Origin of the sequence: Pseudomonas sp. Sample_11 (assembly GCF_004307505.1) — a bacterium.
In the GTDB taxonomy this organism is placed as follows: domain Bacteria; phylum Pseudomonadota; class Gammaproteobacteria; order Pseudomonadales; family Pseudomonadaceae; genus Aquipseudomonas; species Aquipseudomonas atacamensis.
Genome location: NZ_RCOD01000053.1, coordinates 59741 through 80196 on the forward strand (window position 1 = coordinate 59741; position 20456 = coordinate 80196).

General features: G+C 58.5%; 21 protein-coding genes. 9 read left to right on the forward strand and 12 right to left on the reverse strand.

Annotation, left to right across the window (positions count from 1 at the left end):
- Positions 1–46 precede the first annotated feature (46 nt).
- The 4 genes from D8U60_RS15470 to D8U60_RS15485 all read right to left on the reverse strand — a co-directional run bounded on the left by D8U60_RS15470 (position 47) and on the right by D8U60_RS15485 (position 2365).
- On the reverse strand, positions 47–487 hold the full coding sequence (locus D8U60_RS15470) for a DUF3995 domain-containing protein (RefSeq protein WP_130900428.1): 441 nt from the start codon (positions 485–487) through the stop codon (positions 47–49).
- A gap of 92 nt (positions 488–579) precedes the next feature.
- Entirely contained in the window at positions 580–1596 is a 1017-nt protein-coding gene (locus D8U60_RS15475) for an ABC transporter substrate-binding protein (RefSeq protein WP_024013250.1), read from the reverse strand.
- Between the two features lie 125 nt (positions 1597–1721).
- Entirely contained in the window at positions 1722–1919 is a 198-nt protein-coding gene (locus tag D8U60_RS15480; protein ID WP_130900429.1) for a hypothetical protein, read from the reverse strand.
- Entirely contained in the window at positions 1916–2365 is a 450-nt protein-coding gene (locus D8U60_RS15485; RefSeq protein ID WP_177435477.1) for a hypothetical protein, read from the reverse strand. Before D8U60_RS15485 ends, D8U60_RS15480 begins: the two co-directional genes overlap by 4 nt.
- A 419-nt stretch (positions 2366–2784) precedes the next feature.
- Here D8U60_RS15485 and D8U60_RS15490 point away from each other — a divergent pair, with 419 nt between their 5' ends.
- Positions 2785–3057, forward strand: a complete 273-nt coding sequence (locus D8U60_RS15490) for a hypothetical protein (RefSeq protein WP_024013253.1) — start codon at positions 2785–2787, stop codon at positions 3055–3057.
- Positions 3058–3107: 50 nt separating this feature from the next.
- A complete protein-coding gene (locus D8U60_RS15495) occupies positions 3108–3347 on the forward strand; it encodes a DUF2789 family protein (RefSeq protein WP_016775092.1) in 240 nt (79 codons plus the stop codon).
- A gap of 6 nt (positions 3348–3353) precedes the next feature.
- Here the strand turns inward: D8U60_RS15495 and D8U60_RS15500 are convergent, their stop codons facing one another.
- The 3 genes from D8U60_RS15500 to D8U60_RS15510 form a co-directional block, all read right to left on the reverse strand.
- Positions 3354–3557: a hypothetical protein gene (locus D8U60_RS15500; protein ID WP_016775093.1), complete on the reverse strand. Its 204-nt coding sequence runs from the start codon at positions 3555–3557 to the stop codon at positions 3354–3356.
- 109 nt (positions 3558–3666) lie between these two features.
- A complete protein-coding gene (locus tag D8U60_RS15505) occupies positions 3667–5271 on the reverse strand; it encodes a methyl-accepting chemotaxis protein (protein ID WP_130900431.1) in 1605 nt (534 codons plus the stop codon).
- 229 nt (positions 5272–5500) lie between these two features.
- Complete coding sequence (locus tag D8U60_RS15510) at positions 5501–5905, reverse strand: TraR/DksA family transcriptional regulator (protein WP_016775095.1); 405 nt, start codon at positions 5903–5905, stop codon at positions 5501–5503.
- 405 nt (positions 5906–6310) lie between these two features.
- On the opposite strand from D8U60_RS15510, the gene D8U60_RS15515 reads away from it, so the two are divergent.
- The 3 genes from D8U60_RS15515 to D8U60_RS15525 all read left to right on the forward strand — a co-directional run bounded on the left by D8U60_RS15515 (position 6311) and on the right by D8U60_RS15525 (position 8992).
- Positions 6311–7219: a MurR/RpiR family transcriptional regulator gene (locus tag D8U60_RS15515; protein ID WP_130900432.1), complete on the forward strand. Its 909-nt coding sequence runs from the start codon at positions 6311–6313 to the stop codon at positions 7217–7219.
- Positions 7220–7280: 61 nt separating this feature from the next.
- Positions 7281–7886, forward strand: a complete 606-nt coding sequence (locus D8U60_RS15520; protein ID WP_130900433.1) for a glutathione S-transferase — start codon at positions 7281–7283, stop codon at positions 7884–7886.
- Positions 7887–7888: 2 nt separating this feature from the next.
- On the forward strand, positions 7889–8992 hold the full coding sequence (locus tag D8U60_RS15525; RefSeq protein ID WP_122700345.1) for a DNA alkylation repair protein: 1104 nt from the start codon (positions 7889–7891) through the stop codon (positions 8990–8992).
- 106 nt (positions 8993–9098) lie between these two features.
- On the opposite strand, the gene D8U60_RS15530 is transcribed toward D8U60_RS15525, so the two are convergent.
- The 3 genes from D8U60_RS15530 to D8U60_RS15540 all read right to left on the reverse strand — a co-directional run bounded on the left by D8U60_RS15530 (position 9099) and on the right by D8U60_RS15540 (position 12322).
- Positions 9099–9755 carry a DUF2931 family protein gene (locus D8U60_RS15530; protein WP_122700346.1) on the reverse strand — a complete coding sequence of 219 codons (657 nt, stop codon included), beginning with the start codon at positions 9753–9755 and terminating at the stop codon, positions 9099–9101.
- Positions 9755–11296 carry a DUF2235 domain-containing protein gene (locus D8U60_RS15535; protein WP_130900434.1) on the reverse strand — a complete coding sequence of 514 codons (1542 nt, stop codon included), beginning with the start codon at positions 11294–11296 and terminating at the stop codon, positions 9755–9757. The genes D8U60_RS15530 and D8U60_RS15535 overlap by 1 nt, the downstream gene beginning before the upstream one ends.
- Before the next feature lie 141 nt (positions 11297–11437).
- The gene (locus D8U60_RS15540) at positions 11438–12322 is read right to left on the reverse strand and encodes a LysR family transcriptional regulator (RefSeq protein WP_016775104.1); all 885 of its coding nucleotides are present in this window, start codon (positions 12320–12322) and stop codon (positions 11438–11440) included.
- Positions 12323–12455: 133 nt separating this feature from the next.
- On the opposite strand from D8U60_RS15540, the gene D8U60_RS15545 reads away from it, so the two are divergent.
- The gene (locus D8U60_RS15545; protein WP_130900435.1) at positions 12456–14102 is read left to right on the forward strand and encodes a GMC family oxidoreductase N-terminal domain-containing protein; all 1647 of its coding nucleotides are present in this window, start codon (positions 12456–12458) and stop codon (positions 14100–14102) included.
- Positions 14103–14278: 176 nt separating this feature from the next.
- The gene (locus D8U60_RS15550; protein WP_122881399.1) at positions 14279–15901 is read left to right on the forward strand and encodes an MFS transporter; all 1623 of its coding nucleotides are present in this window, start codon (positions 14279–14281) and stop codon (positions 15899–15901) included.
- Positions 15902–15953: 52 nt separating this feature from the next.
- On the opposite strand, the gene D8U60_RS15555 is transcribed toward D8U60_RS15550, so the two are convergent.
- Entirely contained in the window at positions 15954–16316 is a 363-nt protein-coding gene (locus tag D8U60_RS15555) for a DUF427 domain-containing protein (protein ID WP_110601039.1), read from the reverse strand.
- A 192-nt stretch (positions 16317–16508) separates the two neighbouring features.
- Here D8U60_RS15555 and D8U60_RS15560 point away from each other — a divergent pair, with 192 nt between their 5' ends.
- A complete protein-coding gene (locus tag D8U60_RS15560) occupies positions 16509–18452 on the forward strand; it encodes a DNA topoisomerase III (protein ID WP_130900436.1) in 1944 nt (647 codons plus the stop codon).
- A 542-nt stretch (positions 18453–18994) separates the two neighbouring features.
- Positions 18995–19324 carry a hypothetical protein gene (locus D8U60_RS15565; RefSeq protein ID WP_130900437.1) on the forward strand — a complete coding sequence of 110 codons (330 nt, stop codon included), beginning with the start codon at positions 18995–18997 and terminating at the stop codon, positions 19322–19324.
- 172 nt (positions 19325–19496) lie between these two features.
- Here the strand turns inward: D8U60_RS15565 and cynR are convergent, their stop codons facing one another.
- On the reverse strand, positions 19497–20378 hold the full coding sequence (gene cynR / locus D8U60_RS15570) for a transcriptional regulator CynR (protein ID WP_130900438.1): 882 nt from the start codon (positions 20376–20378) through the stop codon (positions 19497–19499).
- Between the last annotated feature and the right edge of the window lie 78 nt (positions 20379–20456).

Below are 20456 nucleotides of genomic sequence, written 5' to 3' on the forward strand. Positions count from 1 at the left end.
CTGCTCGCGAAGAGGCCAGTCGGGGCATCGCCAATTCCGGATCGGCTCAAACCCACGCTACTGCCAACAACCCCGCGCCCAGCAGCGCACACAACGGCGAATACACCCAGGTATCCAGCCGCGCAAATCGCGAATCCTTCACTTCCTTGAAGAACCCGACCAGATTCGAATCACCGATCGCCCGAGCAAACATCAGCAACGCGATCGCGCTGATCACCCATTGCAGTGCCTTGTGCTTCACCGCCGGCACGCCCCAACCGACCCGCATACAAACCAGCGCCGCAATCATCAGCAGCACAGCCGCCACTGCCAGCGTCAGCCAGCCTGAGGGCTTGAAGGCCGGGCGTACCGTGGCCACGAAGCCCGAAACCGGCACCTGCGGCACCACCACCGCAGCCGCCCATTGCCCACCCAACGCCCAATACACATGCATCAGGCCGATTGCCGCGAACACAGTCACCAGCCATTGAGCCAACACAAAGGTCATGGTTGAAATCCTTCAAAGGGATTTGAACAAACCATCGTAGTCGGATTTTTTGGCCGTGCACGACCGGTCGGCGGTGCACTGCGTTGACCGCGTTATTTCAGATCAGCCGTCACCTTGTCGGCCACATCCTTGGGCAGCCACGCCTGCCACACATCCGGATGCGTCTTCATGAACGCGACCGCCGCCTCACGAGGCGCGGTGTGCTTGTCGCTCATATCCGCCAATGCCTTGTTCAGCGGCTCGATGGGAAAATCGACCTTGCTGAAGAACTCGGCAATTTGCGGGTTCTGCTTTTGAAATGGCGTAGACACGCCAATCGACAATTTCGATGCCAGCGAGCGGGTTGGTTTCGGATTGGGATTATCGGCGTCTGTCAGCGTCTTCCACGCCTCGGCATCGAACGGCGGCTCTTCCAGTTGCACCAGTTTGAATTTGCCAAGCAGTGGCGTCGGCGACCAGTAATAGAACAACACCGGTTTGCCGCGACGGATCGAAGAGCTGATCTCGGCATCCAGCGCAGCGCCGGAACCGCTGCGGAAGTTGGTGTAGTCGTCCTGCAAGCCATACGCCGTGAGCTTCTGCTTGTTGACCACTTCCGAGGTCCAGCCGATCGGGCTGTTGAGGAAACGCCCTTTGCCCGGGCTTTCCGGGTCCTTGAACACGTCCTTGTATTTCTTCAGATCAGTGACACTGCGCAGATCCGGCGCCAACGGTTTGATGCCTTTGGCCGGGTCGCCCTTGATCACGTATTCCGGCACCCACCAGCCTTCAGTGGCGCCCTTTACCGTATCGCCCAGACCGACGACCTTGCCCTCGGCTTCGGCCTTGACCCAGACCGGACTGCGCCCGGCCCACTCCTCGCCAATCACCTGGATGTCATTGTTGGCCAGCGCGGTCTCAAGGGTAATAGTGGTACCCGGCAAGGTATCGGTCGGCAAGCCGTAGCCTTTCTCGACGATCACCCGCAGCACCTCGGTGATCAGGCTGCCGCTTTCCCAGTTCAGGTCGGCAAAGTGGATCGGCGCCTGTGCCGCCTGCAGCGATTGCGCTGACGTCAGCAAACCAAAGGTGGCCACGCTGGCGGCCAATAACCGTCGAAATCCGTTCATGCATCACACCTCGTGCTGTTCACAGCAATGGCAGTTGGCCTGACAGAAACGCAAGCCTCTGAATGACTCAGTCAACTGACTTTAGCCGAGGTTCCTGCTTTTTCCGGGGTCTACCGTGCGCGAGGTTACGTTTCAGAGTTTTCCTGCAGGCTTTGCAGCTCACGTCTGACCATGCTGGCGTAAGCTGCCGGTTGCAATGCATAGAGCTGCGACGCTACCCAACTCAGCCAGGCACCTTGCAGTTCGGCCTTGCGGGCGAACAGGCGCTGCGCGTCTTCGCGTGCGCTGTCGAGATTTTGCGAATGGAAGTGCGCGCGGCTCACTCGCTGGCCTTGAAGGAAATCAGTTCACCTTTGCGCCATTTGGCAGCCTTGGCGGTGACAGCTTTCAAGGTTTTGGTCAGGCCTTCCGGCAATTGTTCATTGGCGGCGAACACCGTGACGACGCTATGACCTTCCTTGAACAGAATCGCGTGACCGTCGGCCGTACTGACAAATGCGTAGTCGCCCAAGCCGTAAACCGTGAGTTTGATGTCGCGAAAACGAATGTCCATCTTGCCGCCTTCACGGCTGGGCAACACTGACGCGATGAAATGGTCGCCGACCTTGAGCTTGAGCCCCGGTTTGTCATCGACTACCAATGCACTTTCGGTATCGATTTCGGCGATGTAAATGCCTTCGGCGTTTTGCTCGGTGATGTAAACAAAACGTGATTGAAATTGCTTGACCAGCTTTGCACGCAAATCACCCAGCACGAACAAAGCATGCATATCGAGGTTACTGACTGCCAAAGAAACATCCCCACATTTGAAAAACCGTGCAGCGGAAAACACGCACGGCAAAAAACGGCAATGCCGATGAAAACTGCAAAATCACTCAAAAACCTGAAGCGAGCGAAGCGCTCTTGATCGCGAGGTTCGTAGACTACTGGATTGTCATTAGCGGAACCCGCCCCGAAATCGGCAAAGCTTGAAGGAAAAAGCCTCAAGTGCGACTGGAGCAAGATCTGACTACGAACTTCAGGGAAATTTCTCACGAAAAAAAGCACTTTTCCGACATATCGCTGGCGAAAAATTGCTTTAGATAAGCCCGGTCGTCAACAGGTACTGGCGATTCTAGAGCAGCGATGCTCCTTACGACTACCCGCAACGGCCGTTAAATCCCGGCCGACTGATGAAAAGGACTTCATATGTGCACTTTGACTCATTTTGCCACGTCGGCCGACGCGCGAATCAACACACCTCTGACGATGAAGGTTGCCGACCTCGACAACCTTCCGACATCTTCTAACAATCATCGAACCCCACACTTTCAAGTGGTGCCAGCGGGTATTGCGTTCTTTCACATCAAGGAGATATCCACGGGACGTGTCAGAGGTTTCCGCGGCAATCACAACGAAGCCTGCGCCCTCGCCCGCTCGCTTGAATCAAAAATCGAACTCCGCGCCAGCGCCTGCCTCTGATAAGGGGAGTGAACGAACAAGCCGCACCGGCACCGACCCAGGAGTAGATGATGGAACTGCCAACCGAGCTTAACCTGACCACCCTTTTCGAACAGCTGGGCCTGCCCTCGGATGAGGCGTCGATCAATGATTTTGTCGAAGCACATCCGCTGGATCCGGACACTAAACTCATTGATGCCGACTTCTGGTCACCCCAGCAGGCGCAATTACTCAAGGAGTGGCTGCGGGCCGATGGCGAAGAAGCGCCGATCGTCGATGAGCTGAACGTGCGCCTGCATCGCGGCAAGTAAGTACGATCAGTGCAGGCTGTCGCCGGGCTCGATGTTCAATTGTTCGAGCCAGGCAGCCTTGCACTCCTCCGCTTCATCGCGACTGGCGAAGGCTGTGCCGCGTCGCTCACCGTTGAGCAAAACTACCCAGCAAACACTGCGCCCCATCGCGCGTAAGCCGGCCGGAACACCGCTGCCGATCATCACTGCCACGTCTACCCTGCACTGCATGTGCCCTCCGAAATAATTAGCTACCTAACTAAGTCGTCAGATTAATGCTTTCCGTCGAGAGGAAACAGCAACCGCCGTGCACAGATTCATTGCGTCAACGGTAATAATCTCAGCGCGGATTCTCAGGTTTATAGCCCAGACGCAACCCGCCCCAGTGTCGGCCCTTGATCATGATCGGCACCGATAAATCATGCATCAGCTCACCCGTATCGCGCGTGTAAGTCTGCAACAGCACCGGTTGCTGATGGCTGCCGCAGCGGATACCGGTGCGGTCAGCGAATTTGCGTTTGGTGCGATTATTTACCGTGTCGACCTGCACATCGCCGGTCAATGGCTGGCTGAATGCCTGGTTGTGCGTCGGTACATAACCCTGCTGCGTGCAGGCAATCGCAAAAACCAGCCCTTCATGACGCGCCAATAAAGGTTCTTGAATCGCCGGCAAGACCTGATCGGTGTATCGATCAAAGCGGGTTTGAAATTTGGCTGGTTCGGTGCCCGAAATCAGCTGGTAGCTGCGATCGAACAGGTCATCCAGGCTGATCCGCCCCTGCTCGACATCCGCCTCGAAGCGCGCCGCGATCTGGCTCGCACCTTCGCGCGCCAAGTCATAAATGCGCTGGTGATAGTCATCCAGGCCGACCTCGGCCAGGCGCTCGCTGATGGTTTCCGCCTGTCCTTCCATCTGCACAGCGGCCTCGGCGAGGCGGCGGGTCTGCTGATCGCTGATCGCCAGATCGCTACGCATTTGCTCAATCGCGCTGAACAGCGCGTCAAGCTGCTCGCGATTGGTTTGCGCGCCACGGGCGATTTCGCTGACCTGGGTTTCCACTCCGGCGGCAAGTCGCGCGATATTTTCCAGATGCTGACCGGTGTGCTCGACCTGTTCGACGCCGGTGTGCAGATCGCTCGACAACTCGCGAATCTGCGCCACCACTTGCGCGGTGCGTTGCTGAATGTCAGCAACCATCTCACCGACTTCGCCCGTGGCCGCCGCCGTCCGCGCCGCCAATCCGCGCACCTCGTCGGCGACCACAGCGAAACCGCGACCATGCTCACCGGCCCGGGCTGCTTCAATCGCAGCGTTCAACGCCAACAGGTTGGTCTGGCTGGCAATCGACTGGATCACCAGCGTCACCCGCTGAATGTCGTCGCTGCGCACACTCAGGGCCTCGATCAATTCGCGGCTGGCGTTGGCGCGCTGACTGAGTTGCTGCATGCGCGAAATCGAGTCGAGCAGTTCGCTGCGCCCCGCCGCGCTGCTGTGATGCGCTTGGCTGGCGGCGTCCAGCGCGTCGCGACTGAGCTGTGAAGTCGCCTGTTCGGTGGCGATCATCACTTCGGCATTGCTGACGATCTGCGCTGCCGCGTCGAGTTGCGATTCAAGTTTGCTGGCGAGCGCTTTGACCGAAAACGCCACGCCGGCGGCAGACAGTGCGTTGTGACTGGTGGTGTAGGAGAGATCGCGAGTCAGTGCGGACAATGCGCTCGCACTATCGACCGGGACAGCAGCTGGAACGTTGCGCGAACGCAGGCGCGGCAGCCAGACAATCAGCACCGCCAGCGGCATGCCGAGGTAGAGCGACCACTCGGCCATAGCCATGCCGGCCAGCAACAGCATCAGGGCGATGCTTTGCAGGGTCGGCGCGATCCAGCGGTTTTTCGGCAAAAGCACTGGTGCAGGCAGCGCCGCAACCAGAGATCCATCTCTCGTCATCTTGATCACCCCACGTTTGTTCTCATTGTTGTGACTGCATTAAACGCCACTACAACGCCATTATCCATGGTCCGTTAGTCGTGGGGTCTGTGGCAGGTCAATGGAACAACGGGGGAAATAGCGCAGACGAGCAAAAACAAAGATCGCAGCCTCCCGCAACTCCATGTAGAAGCTGCCGAAGGCTGCGATCTCTTGCAGGCGCCCCCCCTATTCAGGGGCCGCCATGGAATCAGGCCTGACGCTGGTGCTTGTCGATCTGCTCGTGACGCTCTTGAGCTTCGATGCAGTACTTGGTGGTCGGGCTGATCAGCAGGCGCTTCAGGCCGATGGCCTCGCCGCTGTCGTCGCACCAGCCAAAGCTGTCGTCCTTGATGCGCTCAAGGGCTTGTTCCAGTTGCGGCAGCATGCGCTGGTCGCGATCGATCGCGTTGACCAGCCAAGTGCGCTCTTCTTCAACCGAAGCCGCGTCCGCCGGGTCAGCCGGGGTATCCAGGCTTTCGATGGCGATACGATTTTGCTCAATGCGCTCGTGGGTTTCGACTTTCATGTTCTGCAACAGCTCAGTGAAGAAAGCGTGTTGCTCTGCATTCATGTAGTCATCTGCCGGCATAGCCAGCAACTTGTCCTTTGTCATTGATATCTCTATAAAAAAACGTGCATTAAGGCGAATAAGGGAGCGTTTCGGCGAACCGTGTCGGCCGTCGAAAAGGCATCGTTTTATTGCAAACGCCACCCGGCACTCAATTTACGAGGGGCGGCAGTCTAAGGCCCGATCAAGACCTCAGCAACTGTAAATACAGGGAATTTGTCCGACAGGACCTGGAAACTGCTCTGACACAGTCTTCACACGGCCATCGGAGTGCGTTTATAGCAAGAAATTCAGTCCAGCGGCTGTATATAGAAGACAAACGGCTAACCATCCCGCCAGCGACAGCCGGGATTATTCTCGCAAGGTGCATCGTTTCAGCCCGGCAGAGCTTACGCAGCCCTTCTATTATCAGGCCCACCGCGTGCTCAACTCGCCTGAAGGATGCTGCCCATGCCCCGCCCCGCTCTGCCGGCCACAGACGAAATTTCCTTCGCCAGCCCGCCGGCCAACGCCGAGCGCCTGCTGCAAATGATCAGCGAAGAGTACGACGCCCTGCCGCGCCAGCTCAAACGCGTCGCCAGCTACATCAGCCAGCAGAGCGAGCGAATCATGGTCGAGCGCATCAGCGATATCGCCCGCGAGTGCGAAGTGCACCCGTCAGCCATTGTGCGTTTCTCGCAACGTTTCGGGTTCAGCGGCTTCAGCGAGATGCAGGCGCTGTTCCGCCAGGCCTGGACGCACAAAACCACGCCAGCGCAAAACTATCAGCAACGCATCCGCAGCCTGATCGCCAACAACTCGCAGACCGCCAACAGCGGCGACCTGGCCCGCGAATGCATCGACGCAACGCTCTCGGGCATCGAACGCTTGGGCCGCGAACTGGACGAGGTGGCGTTCGATATGGCCGTCGATCTCATCGTCAATGCCGACGACATTTATGTTGTCGGGGTACGACGTTCGTTCGCCGTCGCCGATTATCTGGTTTACAACTTGCAACATACGCAGAAACGCATTCATCTGGTTTCCGGCATCGGCGGCAGCTATCGCGAGCAAATGCGCAGCGTGCGCGCCAACGACCTGGTCATCGCCATCAGTTTTGTACCCTACGCCAAGGAAACCCAGCACTGCCTGCGATTCGCACAACAGCAGAACGCCAATGCCCTGATCATTACCGACAGCCCTCTGTCGCCACTGGCAAAACTTGCCAACAGCGTGTTGCTGGTCAATGAAGGCAGTGCGCTGGCGTTTCGTTCGCTGAGTGCGACGCTATGTTTGTGCCAGGCGCTGTTTGTGGCGGTGGCCTATCGGCTGGAACTGAATGTCGATGAGATTCACGAACAACCCGGATTCGACGACTGACAATTGTCTCAGGCTCGGCTAGGTTATGCGTTCCCACCGGTTCGACTTGAAGGAACGCGTCATGAAACTGATCGGCATGCTCGACTCCCCTTACGTGCGCCGCGTAGCAATCTCCGCCAAATGCCTGGGGATTGACCTCGAACACGAGTCGGTCTCGGTGTTCCGCCACTTCGAGCAATTCCAGCAGATCAACCCGGTGGTCAAAGCGCCCACGCTGATCCTCGACGACGGCGTGGTCCTGATGGACTCGACCCTCATCCTCGACTACCTCGAAGCCAGTTCCGGCAAGAGCCTGCTGCCCAGCGATCTCAAACAACGCGCCCACGCCCTGCGTCTGATCGGCCTCAGCCTCGCCGCCTGCGAAAAAGCCGTGCAGCTCTACTACGAACGCAACCTGCGCCCGGCCGACATTCAATATCAGCCGTGGGTCGAACGCGTCGAAGGCCAGCTCGCCGCCGCGTTTACCGCACTGGAAAAAGAACTTGAACACAGTGACTTGCCTGTCGACGGCTCCCTCGCCCAGACCGGCATAAGCCTGGCGGTTGCCTGGAGCTTCACCGAACTCGTCGTACCCGATCAGATCGACGCAACACGCTTTGCGCGTATCGCCGAGTACACCGCCTACGCAGAAGGCACCGATGCGTTCATCAGCACACCGATGAACTGATCATGAGCTCCAACGACACCGCCGCCCCGGCGTTAAAGGAAATCTTCAACGCCGAGCGCTTGCAGCACATCGCTGACGAAATGAGCGCGGTGTACCCGGCGTTCAAGGCCAAGGCGTTTCTCAAACACGCCCAGGACGGACTCGCTGAACTGTCAGTAATGCAACGCATGGCGCGTGTCAGCGAAAGCCTGCATGCCGTGCTGCCGCTGGACTACGAAGATTCCCTCGAAGTGCTGTTCGAACTCGCGCCACGGCTGAACAGCGGCTTCGTCAGCATGTGCCTGCCGCATTACGTCGCGAGCTACGGCGCCCATGCGTTCGACACCTCAATGGACGCGCTGAAGTACTTCACCACCTTCGGCTCCTCCGAATTCGCCATCCGCTACTTTTTGCGCAGCGACCTCGAGCGCTCGCTGGAACGAATGCACGACTGGACCCGAGACGAAAACCACCACGTCCGCCGCCTAGCCAGCGAAGGCAGCCGCCCTCGCCTGCCGTGGTCGTTCCGCCTGGAAGCGGTGCAGGCTGATCCGCAGCTGGCCGCCGGGATACTGGATCGGTTGAAGGCGGATGAGAGCTTGTACGTGCGCAAGTCCGTGGCAAATCATTTGAATGATGTGACGAAGGTGCATCCGGAGTGGGTGTTGGACACGATTGAAGGTTGGTCGCTGGAGAACAAGCACACGGCCTGGATTGCCAAGCATGCGCTGCGCAGTTTGATCAAACAGGGCGACGTGCGCGCGCTGACGGTGATTGGCGCAGGGGCGAAGGCTGAGGTTGAGTTGTTGGATGTGCAGGTCGAGCCGGCGGTGGTGAGGTTGGGGGAAGCGATTACTTTGTCGTTTACGGTGAAGTCCATGGTGGCGCACGAGCAAAGGCTGGTGATTGATTATGCGATTGAGTATGTGAAGGCAAATGGCGGGGTTTCGAGGAAGGTTTTCAAGTTGAAGACTCTGGCATTAGCGGGTTTCGGGACTGAGGTAGTGCGACGGAATCAAGTCATCAAGGATTTTACGACGCGCAAGCATTTTGCCGGGCGACATGGGGTGCAGGTGATGGTTAATGGAGAGGTGCTGGGGAGTGCGGCGTTTGAGGTTTTGATTTGAGGTGAGTTGTTTATTCACCAAAAGAGCCGGTAGCGGATCAGTGCACTGGCAGCCGTGAATCGACATTGCGCGCGGCGGCACAGTGGACGACTCACGGCGTCAGCGCTTACCAACTTCCGTATGGAATGCCGAATTTCTCGATATAGCGCTTGGACTTTTCGCTGACGGGATAGGCGTAGCGTCCACCGTTTTTCCCAAGCTCCGGCCCTAGCGGCTCAATCTCGCCTTGCGCTCGAGCAACCTTTATCGGTCGATGACATGAGTCTCTCACCCACACCTGAACAACCCCGCCCGGAGCAAGTCCCAAGTAAACAGAGGCCATGAAGCGTGCTGTCCTGTCAGGTCTCTCGGGGCACCGTTGACTGGTAGAAGTCACCATTATCTGTCTGGCATTCTCTGGAATATCCACCCACGCTTGCCACGTTTTCTGTTCAACGATTGATTGCCAGCGAACATAGATACGAATGGGTAGATCGGCCCCCACCACTCTTTTACCGCTGCCCCCCACCCCTTTCCAGCCGCGAGCAGAGTCAGTACCGTCTTCAGGCTCTCCGCCCGCAGCAGTCCCTCCACCGGTTCTAAAGAAAACTCTGCCGGTCATGTCCTGCACCGAACTGTCCTCCACCCATACCTTCATGTAATCGGGCTCAGTGAAAGCCAGCTCCCACCATTTCGACTTTGGATCGCTCTTGGCTGAGAGCAGATCAGAAGACTGGCAACCCGTTATGCATACGCCAAGTAACAGGGCGACAAATAATTTCATTACCAAAGAGTCCAGTCAGGTACGTGAGGATGCTGCACGCGAATCGCGTCTGCGGTGGGCGCATTGATATAGACGGCGCGGACTCCGCTGCCGTCTCTTCTTCCAAGAGGGTGATTCCAATTTGCGGACATGTGAATGTATTTCAACCTCAGCAGGTTCTCCTCTTGCTGAGTTGTGGTGTAGTCACCTGCGACAAATCGGTCGCACAACGCCTGAAGCTCTGACGGAACCGCCAAAGCAGCCGTGGCTGGAATATCATCGAAGCGAACCCCCTTCTCTTTTGCCAAGCTATGCATCACCCGAAGATATACCCTCGACAACAACCCGCTTACGGGACGTTTGAGTTGCAGAGCCGCATAAACGCGCTTTCTACGGGGACTGAGCCGGTCCTGTTGATCCACGGGCAGGAGAAGCGCGTCCGGCGTAACAATTTCCAGCAGATCTTCGGGCCACCCCCTTGAGATCCACTCATTTTTAATGACCATGGCATCGCGGTAGATCGACGTAGTAGATACATCGGTAAACTTCGATACCTCAAGCGTTTGCATTGGACTGACGAGTACACACTCTTCAATGTCATCGCGGTAACCGCCGCCGATGTCGGAATGCACCCCAGGAAGAATGACTTCCAAGTGGTCGGCTTTAACGCGACTCAATGCAAAATTAGCGCGATATTCGTCCCGCGCCGACAGCTGAACGACGTCAGTAAAAAACCGCCGGTCGAGGTAGAGCTTGATACCCGTGGCCACAGGACTTTTAACGTTGCCAAAATTCGACCAGCCAGCAACCGACGGCACAGTGTCGAACAGCCCGATGAATCCCATGTTGATGCTGCCTTGGTACTGATCGATGAAGGTGCGACTAAAGTCGCTCGCATTGTTGCGCAATACATCTCCGAGTGGCCCTTGTTTTCCGCGGACTACTGCATTGGCAAAATGCCTCGCGGCAGCTGCGCCGCGACTAAATCCGAACGTATCGAAAGTCAGCGAGGTAATTTCACTGTTTGGATTTTCGTTAATTACATCTTCAATACGCGATTTGATCTCGCTAAATGATTGTTGGACACGACCCGCTATACCCGTGTCTCCGCGGCCCGTGCCCGCTCCGAATGTACTGTCCTCTTCTCCCGATTGAGTGCCAATCCCCTCTATGTACACCCTGCGAAACGCCCGCTTGTGCGAGCCGTCTCCTTCGGCTTTCTGAGGTGCGAAGTACAGTTCGCTCAGTTTGTACACGTTGGTTGTTTCATTGGCATAGCTACTATCTGGATTGCGCATATAGGGCTTGCAACTGGCATCGATATCCTCAGGGGCAATCGGATACTGAGCACCACACAACAACCCCGCAGCAGAGTTGTTCGCATTGTTGCCCGTGCCATCAAAGAACACCCCGATCCTCAACGCAATCCCGATTTTCTCAGGCTCGCGCGCAGCCTCTTTCCCATGCTTCTCATACTCGGCCCAATGCTGGGCGTGTATGTCGACGGGTTTGGCTTCTTCGTAGCGATAGTTTTTCGGCGGGTTTGGAACGTAGCCACTCAATCCTTGATTCCTTCTGATCCTTGAAGAACGGCCAGAAGGGTGACAGCCGGGAGGGGGCGGTGCAAGCCGTGGCGGTGTGCCAGCGATGGAGCATTAGTGCGAGCAGGCTCGCTCCCACAGGGGGATTTGGATGCGCCAGGTTTAACCGCGTAAAAGCCCCTGCTCGGCCTCACACAACCCCACCACATAATCCCAGACCACCCGCAGCCGCACCGATTTATGCAGCTCCCGGCGGGTGCTGATCCAGTAGCTGCGCTCGATGCTTTCATCCGGCAACAGTGCCACCAGATCCGGGTCGGACGCGGCCATGTAGCATGGCAGCACGGCGATGCCCAATCCCGAGCGCGCCGCTTCCTGTTGGGCAATGACGCTGGTGCTGTGAAACACCACGCGCGGGCTACGGCAGAAGCTGTTGAGGAACATCAGTTCCTGACTGAACAGCAGGTCGTCAACGTAACCGATCCACGCATGCCGGCCCAGGTCTTCACGGCTGTGCAGCGGCGGTGCGTTGTCGAGGTAGGTTTGGCTGGCATACAACGCGAGTCGATAGTCGGTGAGTTTGCGCGTGACCAGCATGTCGGCGGATGGCCGTTCAAGGTGGATACTGATTTCCGCTTCGCGGTTGAGGATGCTGACAAAGCGCGGCACGGCGACCAGTTCCACTTCCAGCCCGGGATAGCGCTCGAACAAGCCGATCATGCGACTGGCGAGGAATTTGATGCCAAGTCCTTCGGTGACGCCGACACGGATCTTGCCCAGCGGCGCGGTGGACTGGGTGATTTCTTCCTGCGCCAGCAGCGCGACGTTTTCCATCGCCTCGGCGTGCTTGAGCAAGGCCTCTCCCGCCGGGGTCATTTCATAGCCTTGGGCGTGCTGGACGAACAGCGCCGTGCCGAGGCTTTTCTCGATCGATTCAATATGCCGCGCCACTGTCGCATGGGTGGTGTTGAGCCGGCGCGCGGCGGTGAGCAGGCGGCCGCTGCGTTGCAGCTCGAGAAAAAAGCGCAGGTCGTTCCAGTCGAACATGGCAGGTCCTTGTCAGCTGTCGTCACTTCGGGCTGTTTGAAAACGCACAGCGGCTGCGCAAAAACTAACATTCTTTTAACGAAAGCTAACAACTAGAGTGTCCGACAATAAAAACAAAAAGCGAGGTCAGGGCATGCAGACGTCCCTGGATGAATACGACTACATCGTGGTCGGCGCCGGCCCCGCCGGTTGCTTGCTGGCCAACCGGCTCTCAGCGGATCCACGGCAACGGGTGTTGCTGCTCGAAGCCGGCGGACGCGACAACTACGCCTGGATTCATATTCCTGTGGGTTACCTGTTCTGCATCGGTAACCCGCGCACCGACTGGTGCTTCAAAACCGAACAACAACCGGGCCTCAATGGCCGCGCGCTGAGTTATCCGCGCGGCAAGGTGCTGGGCGGCTGTTCGTCGATCAACGGCATGATCTACATGCGCGGCCAGGCCGGCGACTATGACGGCTGGGCGGCAGCGGGCAATCCGGGCTGGGCCTGGAAAGACGTGCTGCCGCTGTTCAAACAGAGCGAAAACCACTTTGCCGGCGGCGCTGAATTTCATGGCGATCAGGGTGAATGGCGGGTCGAGCAGCAGCGCCTGTCGTGGCCGATTCTGGATGCCTTTCGCAGCGCTGCCGAGCAGAGCGGCATCGCCAGCATCAATGACTTCAACCAGGGCGACAACGAGGGCTGCGGTTACTTTCAGGTCAACCAGAAAGCCGGGGTGCGCTGGAACGCGGCCAAGGCCTTTTTGAAACCGCTGCGCAGCCGGGCGAACCTGACTGTGCTGACCGGCGTCGAGGTTGATCGTGTCTTGCTGGAGAATGGCCGCGCGGCGAAAGTCAGCGCGCAGCATGAAGGCCAGACCAGACATTTCAAGGCGCGCAAGGAGATTGTTTTGTGCGCCGGCTCGGTCGGCTCGCCGAGCATTCTGCAGCGCTCCGGCATCGGTCCGCGGCCGCTGCTCGAACGCTTAGGGATAGGCGTGATTCATGAGCTGCCGGGGGTCGGCGGCAACCTGCAGGATCACCTGCAACTGCGCCTGATCTACAAGCTGGAAAACGCCCGTACCCTGAACCAGATCGCCGGCAGCGTGTGGGGCAAGATGGGCATGGGCCTGCGTTATCTGTACGATCGCAGCGGGCCGTTGTCGATGGCGCCGAGCCAGTTGGGCGCGTTTGCCCGCTCCGGTCCTGAGCAAACCTCGGCGAACCTGCAATATCACGTGCAGCCGCTGTCGCTGGAGCGCTTTGGCGAGCCGTTGCACAGCTTCCCGGCGTTCACCGCCTCGGTGTGCGACTTGCGCCCGCAGAGCCGTGGGCGCATCGAGATCCGCTCCGCCGATCCGCAAGCGGCGCCGCTGATTCAGCCCAATTACCTCAGCCATCCAGAAGACCTGCGCGTCGCCGCCGATGCGATTCGCCTGACCCGGCGCATCGTCAGCGCCCCTGCCCTGCAAGCGTTCAAACCGGTCGAATACCTGCCCGGCGACAGCTTGCAAAGCGAAGAACAATTGCATGAAGCGGCGGCGAAAATCGGCACGACGATTTTCCATCCGGTCGGCACCTGTCGCATGGGCAACGACGGTGACGCGGTGGTCGATGCGCAATTGCGCGTGCATGGCGTGCCGGGTCTGCGCGTTGCCGATGCGTCGATCATGCCGAGAATTACCTCGGGCAATACCTGTTCGCCTACGCTGATGATTGCCGAGAAGGCGGCACAACTCATGCTCAAACCCAACACCAGGAGCAACACCCCAAAACTGGAATTGGCTCAGACCCGGTAGGAGCTGCCGAAGGCTGCGATCTTTTGACTTTGGTTTTTTCAGATCTAAAACAAAATCAAAAGATCGCAGCCTTCGGCAGCTCCTACAGAACACCGCGTTAAATTCAAGGCATCGCGCATTACCGGACACGCAACACCAGTGGAACAACAAAAACAATCACTGTGAGGGATACCGATATGTCAGAACACGTTCAGCCGCTGGACGCTGCGGGCAGCGCCGAGACCAGCAACGCCACGCAGAAAGTCATCTTCGCCTCGTCACTCGGGACGGTGTTCGAGTGGTATGACTTCTTCCTCTACGGCGCCCTCGCGGCGGTGATCAGCAAGCAGTTCTTCGCCGGGGTCAACGACACCACGGCATTCATTTTCGCGCTGATGGCATTCGCCGCCGGCTTCATCGTTCGGCCGTTCGGTGCGCTGGTATTCGGCCGCCTGGGCGACATGATCGGGCGCAAATACACCTTTCTGGCGACGATCGTTCTGATGGGCGTGGCGACGTTCTGCGTCGGCCTGCTGCCGACCTACGCCAGCATCGGCATTGCCGCGCCGATCATTCTGGTGGTGCTGCGCATGCTTCAGGGCCTGGCGCTCGGTGGCGAATACGGCGGTGCGGCGACCTACGTGGCCGAACACGCGCCTATCGGCAAACGTGGCTTCCACACCAGCTGGATTCAATCCACCGCGACCCTCGGCCTGTTGCTCTCGCTGCTGGTAGTGCTCGGTTGCCGCTACTTCACCGGCGACCAGTTTGAGGTGTGGGGCTGGCGCATTCCGTTCCTGCTGTCGATCGTGCTGCTGGGTATTTCCACCTGGATTCGCCTGAGCCTGCACGAGTCGCCGGCCTATCTGAAGATGAAGGAAGAAGGCAAAACCTCGAAGGCACCGATCCGCGAATCCTTCGGCAAATGGGAAAACCTCAAAGTCGTGCTGATCGCGCTGTTCAGCATCAACGCCGGGCAAGCGGTGACCTTTTACGCTGCGCAGTTCTATGTGCTGTTCTTCCTCACCCAGTTCCTGAAAATGGACCCGGCGGTGGCCAACAGTCTGCTGATCATCAGCGTGGTGATCGGCGCGCCGTTCTTCATCTTTTTCGGCTGGCTGTCGGACAAGGTCGGGCGCAAACCGGTGCTGATGCTCGGCCTGCTGCTGGCCACCGCGCTGTACTTCCCGATCTTCAAATCCCTGGCCCACTACGCCAACCCGGCAATCGATCAGGCCAGCCGTCAGGCGCCGATCACCGTCCTCGCCGACCCCGCCACTTGCACCTTCCAGTTCGATCCGGTGGGCAAGGCCAAATTCGACAGTCCGTGCGACAAGGTCAAGACCTTCCTGGTCAAGCAAGGCCTGCCCTACTCCAGTGTCGCTGCACCTGCGGGCAGCGCCGTGCAAGTGAGTGTCGGTGACGTGAAGCTGGATGGTTTCGATGAGGCGGCACTGCGCGGCGCGATCACCCTCGCCGGCTACCCGCAACAAGCCGATATGCAGCAGATCAACAAACCGATGATCGTCGCCCTGATCGTCGCCCTGATCATCATCTCGGCCATGTGCTACGGCCCGCTGGCCGCGTTGATGGTCGAACTGTTCCCGACGCGCATTCGCTACACCTCGATGTCGCTGCCCTACCACATCGGCAACGGCTGGTTTGGCGGCTTCCTGCCCACCGTGTCATTTGCGCTGGTGGTGTACACCGGGGATATTTTCTACGGGCTGTGGTATCCGGTGCTGATCACCGGGGTGAGCCTGGTGGTGGGGATGATCTGTCTGCGTGAGACGAAGAATATCGATCTCGACAAGAACTGAAAAACCCGCTGACACAATGGCGAGGGAAGCGATTCTCTCGCCATTTTTTTGCTCAGGCGTCCGCCTTGATCACTTCGAATTTCACCTGGTCCGGATAAAAGGCCACGTAGTCGCGGATCGGTGCGACGGAGACCTTCGGGTTTTCGTAAGTCCACACCGCGTTGGCACCCTCATGTCCGGGCACTTGCAGGCTGAAATAGTTGGCGTCGCCCTTGTACGGGCAATAGCTGGTGTGGTCGGTGCGGGCGAAGTATTTTTCGTCGATGTCTTCGCGCGGGATGTAGTACACCGGCGGATAGTTGGCTTCGTTGAGGATCATCGCGTGAGAGGACGCGGCGACCTGGATGCCGTGGAACTTCACCAGCAGGCAGCCGGCAAGTTGTTCCAGGCTGATCACGGGACTGGGGCTTTTCATGAGGTTCTCCTGAGCACAGCGAAGAGACCGGTTCAGGTATAGCTGATGGGCTCGGGTCTGGTTGAGATTGCAGCCGAACGGCGAAAATCTTTGGCAATGGTTTTATCTGTATATCCATACAGATAAAAGTTGCTCGCGCCGCAGACTCCAGCCATCCTGTGCGCTCCCACAAACCAACCAGCGATGGTAGCTATGCGGCTGTACCTCTGTGAAAAACCTTCCCAGGCCAAAGACATTGCGGCCGTGCTCGGCGCCAAACGGCGCGGCGACGGCTGCTGGTTGGGGACGGGCGTCACAGTGACCTGGTGCATCGGCCATTTGCTCGAAACAGCCCCGCCGGATGCCTACGACGCGCGCTACAAGCGCTGGGTGCTGGCGGATCTGCCGATCATTCCCGACAAATGGAAAATGACCGTCAAGCCGCGCACCGCCAGCCAGTACAAAGCGGTGAAGCGTCTGCTTGGCGAGGCCAGCGAACTGATCATCGCCACCGACGCCGACCGTGAGGGCGAGATGATCGCCCGGGAACTGGTCGAGCACTGCCGCTATCGCGGGCCGATCCGCCGTTTGTGGCTGTCGGCACTCGACGAAGCGTCGATTCGCAAGGCACTGGGCGCGCTGAAGCCCGGAGCAGAAACGTTCAGCCTGTATCACTCGGCGCTGGGCCGTTCGCGGGCGGACTGGCTGATCGGCATGAACATGAGTCGGTTGTTCACCTTGCTGGGCCGTCAATCGGGTTATCAGGGCGTGTTGCCGGTAGGACGAGTACAAACGCCCACCCTGCGACTGGTGGTCGACCGCGACCGCAGCATCGCCGATTTCGTCCCCGTACCGTTCTGGGCAATCGATGTGGAACTGCTGCACAACGGCACAGCGTTTAGCGCGCAATGGCGCGCATCATCAGACGTTTGTGATGATCAGGATCGCTGCTTGAATCAGGCCTTGGCGCAGCAAGCGGCAGCGGCGATCAGCAGTGCAGACAGCGCACGGGTGATCAAGCTGAAAACCGAGCGCATGCGCGAAGTCGCGCCCCTGCCCTTCGATCTCGGCACCTTGCAGGAAGTCTGCTCGAAGAAGCTTGGCCTTGGCGCGCAGGAGACCCTCGACATCGCCCAGGCCCTTTACGAAACCTACAAAGTCATCACCTATCCGCGCAGTGATTGCGGCTTTCTGCCGTTGAGCCAACACAGTGAGGCGCCATCGATCCTCACCGCATTGCGTCAGGCCGATCCGAGCCTTGAAGTGTTGCAGGGTTTTCTCGAACCGCAGCGGCGCTCGCGAGCCTGGAATGACGACAAGGTCAGCGCTCACCACGGCATCATCCCCACCATCGCCGCGAAGAACCTCGAACGTCTGACCGGCAAGCATCGCGCGGTGTACACGCTGATTCGCGCCCGCTACCTGGCGCAGTTCCTGCCCAATCACGAATATGATCGCACTCAGGCCGATTTCGATTGCAACGGACATGCCCTGCGCGCGGTGGGCAAGCAGATCATCGAAGCGGGCTGGAAGCGCGCATTGCCCGAAGCACTGGCACCGGCCAGGGGCCGCGAAGCACCAGCACCGCAAACTTTGCCGACCCTCAGCCAAGGCGTCGAATGCGCTGTGGCGAAAGTGAATCTCAAGGATCTTTGGACGCAGCCACCAAAACCCTATACCGAAGGCGATCTGATCAAGGCGATGAAGAACGTCGCCAAACTGGTCGAGGATCCGCTGCTCAAACAGAAACTCAAGGACACCACCGGCATCGGCACGGAAGCTACCCGCGCATCGATCATCCAAGGGCTGCTGGATCGTGGTTATCTGGTGAAGAACGGCAAGGCACTGGCGGCGACAACTGCCGCGTTCAGCCTGATCGATGCGGTGCCGCGGGCAATCGCCGATCCCGGCACCACGGCGATCTGGGAACAGGCGCTGGACATGGTGCAGAGCGGCGAGATGAGTCTGGAAGAATTCGTCACCAAACAGGCTGCGTGGATGAGCAAGCAGGTCAGCCGCTGCTCAGCCCTCAGCCTGACCATCAGCGGCCCGCCGCCTGCCGGCAAAGCCGCAGCGCCGTGGAAAAAAAAGCGTAAGTCGACGGCCAGCAAAGCCGCCGGTACGCGCAAACGCACGGCGCGTCCGACGACTCGCTGAATCCCTCGCGGTTCCCTTCTCGACGTTGTCGAAACGGATCTTTTCTCATTCCAAAACAGCTTTGTCCGACAATATGTAGTGCTTGAAAATAATCACTACAAAACCGTTGACGGCGTCGTTTTGCTTTTGCATGATGAAGACGTTCCCCGATCGGGAACACTGGTAACACGCTTGAGCAAACTCGTCTGACCGCCGAGTTGTTTTTTCCGGATACACGCTGCCCACAAGGCAGATTGAAGAAGCTGACCTGGCCTGAACGTCCAGTACAAGGACGAGAAGCGCTGGCGAAAATTCTCAAGACGCTTGTGGCCGACACTGGATTGTCGTCAAGGAGCCTCCCGGTTTTCGCTGCTTCTCCTCGTTGTGACGCTATTGCGTAGCAGTTATTCAACACGACTACATGCAACAGATGCATGACCCCGTACTTCATACGGGCGAGCGCTGACGTCCTGGTTTCGGTGCCAGGGATCAACTAACCGATGGGCTACCTGTATTAGCGAATCAACTTTGAAAGATCACCAGACTGGTCAAGGGGCATAACAATGAATCTGAACAATCAACCCACCATCGAAGAACTGGCTCGTATGTTCGCGGCGCAGAAAGACAGCCACGACAGCCATATTCTCTGGATCAGCAAGTCGGGCCAGGTACACATTGACTGCCTGTCGCCTCACGCTGGCGAAGAGGAATTCGACCGCAACCACCAGAACCTGCTGGCCCGCCTGAAGATGTACCGCCGCGGCCACGGTTATGTCGGCAAGAAAGCTGCGGCCGACAAGGACTTCATTGGCAATGTGCTGCAGACGCTGAAACAGGCGTGGGATTCGATGCAGAATCAGAATGAAGTTCGGGTGATTGATCGGTTGTATTGAATAACGCTTCAGTAAAAAAGGGCCTGCTTCGATATGAAGCAGGCCTTTTTACATCCGGAACTCACCCTGCAACTTTGTGGGAGCGAGCCTGCTCGCGAATGCAGTCTTCAGGCGCAAACATCAGTGTCTGACACACCACATTCGCGAGCAGGCTCGCTCCCACAGGTCTTGTTCATGTCGTACGCGTTTGCAGAACAAGATCAACAAAGGCCAACGCCGCCGCACTGTGATAATTATTTCTGCGCCGCAACAACGCCGCGCCACGCTGTGGCGCCTCCCCTTCGACCCGCAAGCGGCGCAACGCGCGGTCTTCGCTGGCAATCGCCTCGGGCAGCATTGTCGCCAGCGGCGCATGCCGCACCACTTCCAGCAGCGTACTCACCGAATTCACTTCAATCCGCACCTGCGGCGTAATCCCGTGCTCACGGAAATACTCATCCACCAATAACCGCGTAATGAAGCCCGGCGCCAGCAAGGCGAAGTCCATTGAAGCCAATTCCGTCGACGTCAACACCGAAGGGCTGTCATAGAGCGGATGCCCAGGCCCGACCATGATCCCCAGCGTCTCGGTAAACGCCGGTATGCATTCGATATCGGCATTGCGCACCGGGGTAAACGCGATCGCGACATCCAGCGAGTCATCCGCCAGCCCGGCCTCGATGTCGTCCATCGACAATTCGAAGATTTCCAGATGAATCCCGGGAAACCGTGCCCCGTAGTCGCGCACCAACGGCCCGACCAGATACGCCATGAACGTCGGCGTCATCGCCAGGCGCAGGGTGCCGCGGGACAAGTCCTTCACGTCGTGCAAGGCGCGCTGCCCGGCCTCCAGCTCCACCAGCACGCGCCGCGCGCACTCGATGTAAGCCACGCCGGCATCCGTCGGCTTCACCGTGCGCGAGGTGCGATCGAACAGGCTCACGCCGAGGGTCTCCTCCAGTTGCCGGATCTGTTGCGACAGGGTCGGCTGCGACACGTGCAGCGCTTCGGCGGCGCGGGTGAAGCCACCGTGATCGGCAACGGCGAGCAAATAACGCAAATGTCGCAACAGCATGAGGACACCATCTATAGGCAGGGCTTATGCGAAGCATTGTATATCGGTCTTGGACGCTATGAATCGACCGGCGCAACA

Bases quoted from the DNA above. Each gene is read 5' to 3' on its own strand.
- D8U60_RS15470 (WP_130900428.1), bottom strand. From the start codon at position 487: ATGACCTTTGTGTTGGCTCAATGGCTGGTGACTGTGTTCGCGGCAATC.
- D8U60_RS15475 (WP_024013250.1), bottom strand. From the start codon at position 1,596: ATGAACGGATTTCGACGGTTATTGGCCGCCAGCGTGGCCACCTTTGGT.
- D8U60_RS15485 (WP_177435477.1), bottom strand. From the start codon at position 2,365: ATGCATGCTTTGTTCGTGCTGGGTGATTTGCGTGCAAAGCTGGTCAAG.
- D8U60_RS15490 (WP_024013253.1), top strand. From the start codon at position 2,785: ATGTGCACTTTGACTCATTTTGCCACGTCGGCCGACGCGCGAATCAAC.
- D8U60_RS15495 (WP_016775092.1), top strand. From the start codon at position 3,108: ATGGAACTGCCAACCGAGCTTAACCTGACCACCCTTTTCGAACAGCTG.
- D8U60_RS15500 (WP_016775093.1), bottom strand. From the start codon at position 3,557: ATGCAGTGCAGGGTAGACGTGGCAGTGATGATCGGCAGCGGTGTTCCG.
- D8U60_RS15505 (WP_130900431.1), bottom strand. From the start codon at position 5,271: ATGACGAGAGATGGATCTCTGGTTGCGGCGCTGCCTGCACCAGTGCTT.
- D8U60_RS15510 (WP_016775095.1), bottom strand. From the start codon at position 5,905: ATGACAAAGGACAAGTTGCTGGCTATGCCGGCAGATGACTACATGAAT.
- D8U60_RS15515 (WP_130900432.1), top strand. From the start codon at position 6,311: ATGCCCCGCCCCGCTCTGCCGGCCACAGACGAAATTTCCTTCGCCAGC.
- D8U60_RS15520 (WP_130900433.1), top strand. From the start codon at position 7,281: ATGAAACTGATCGGCATGCTCGACTCCCCTTACGTGCGCCGCGTAGCA.
- D8U60_RS15525 (WP_122700345.1), top strand. From the start codon at position 7,889: ATGAGCTCCAACGACACCGCCGCCCCGGCGTTAAAGGAAATCTTCAAC.
- D8U60_RS15530 (WP_122700346.1), bottom strand. From the start codon at position 9,755: ATGAAATTATTTGTCGCCCTGTTACTTGGCGTATGCATAACGGGTTGC.
- D8U60_RS15540 (WP_016775104.1), bottom strand. From the start codon at position 12,322: ATGTTCGACTGGAACGACCTGCGCTTTTTTCTCGAGCTGCAACGCAGC.
- D8U60_RS15545 (WP_130900435.1), top strand. From the start codon at position 12,456: ATGCAGACGTCCCTGGATGAATACGACTACATCGTGGTCGGCGCCGGC.
- D8U60_RS15550 (WP_122881399.1), top strand. From the start codon at position 14,279: ATGTCAGAACACGTTCAGCCGCTGGACGCTGCGGGCAGCGCCGAGACC.
- D8U60_RS15555 (WP_110601039.1), bottom strand. From the start codon at position 16,316: ATGAAAAGCCCCAGTCCCGTGATCAGCCTGGAACAACTTGCCGGCTGC.
- D8U60_RS15560 (WP_130900436.1), top strand. From the start codon at position 16,509: ATGCGGCTGTACCTCTGTGAAAAACCTTCCCAGGCCAAAGACATTGCG.
- D8U60_RS15565 (WP_130900437.1), top strand. From the start codon at position 18,995: ATGAATCTGAACAATCAACCCACCATCGAAGAACTGGCTCGTATGTTC.
- cynR (WP_130900438.1), bottom strand. From the start codon at position 20,378: ATGCTGTTGCGACATTTGCGTTATTTGCTCGCCGTTGCCGATCACGGT.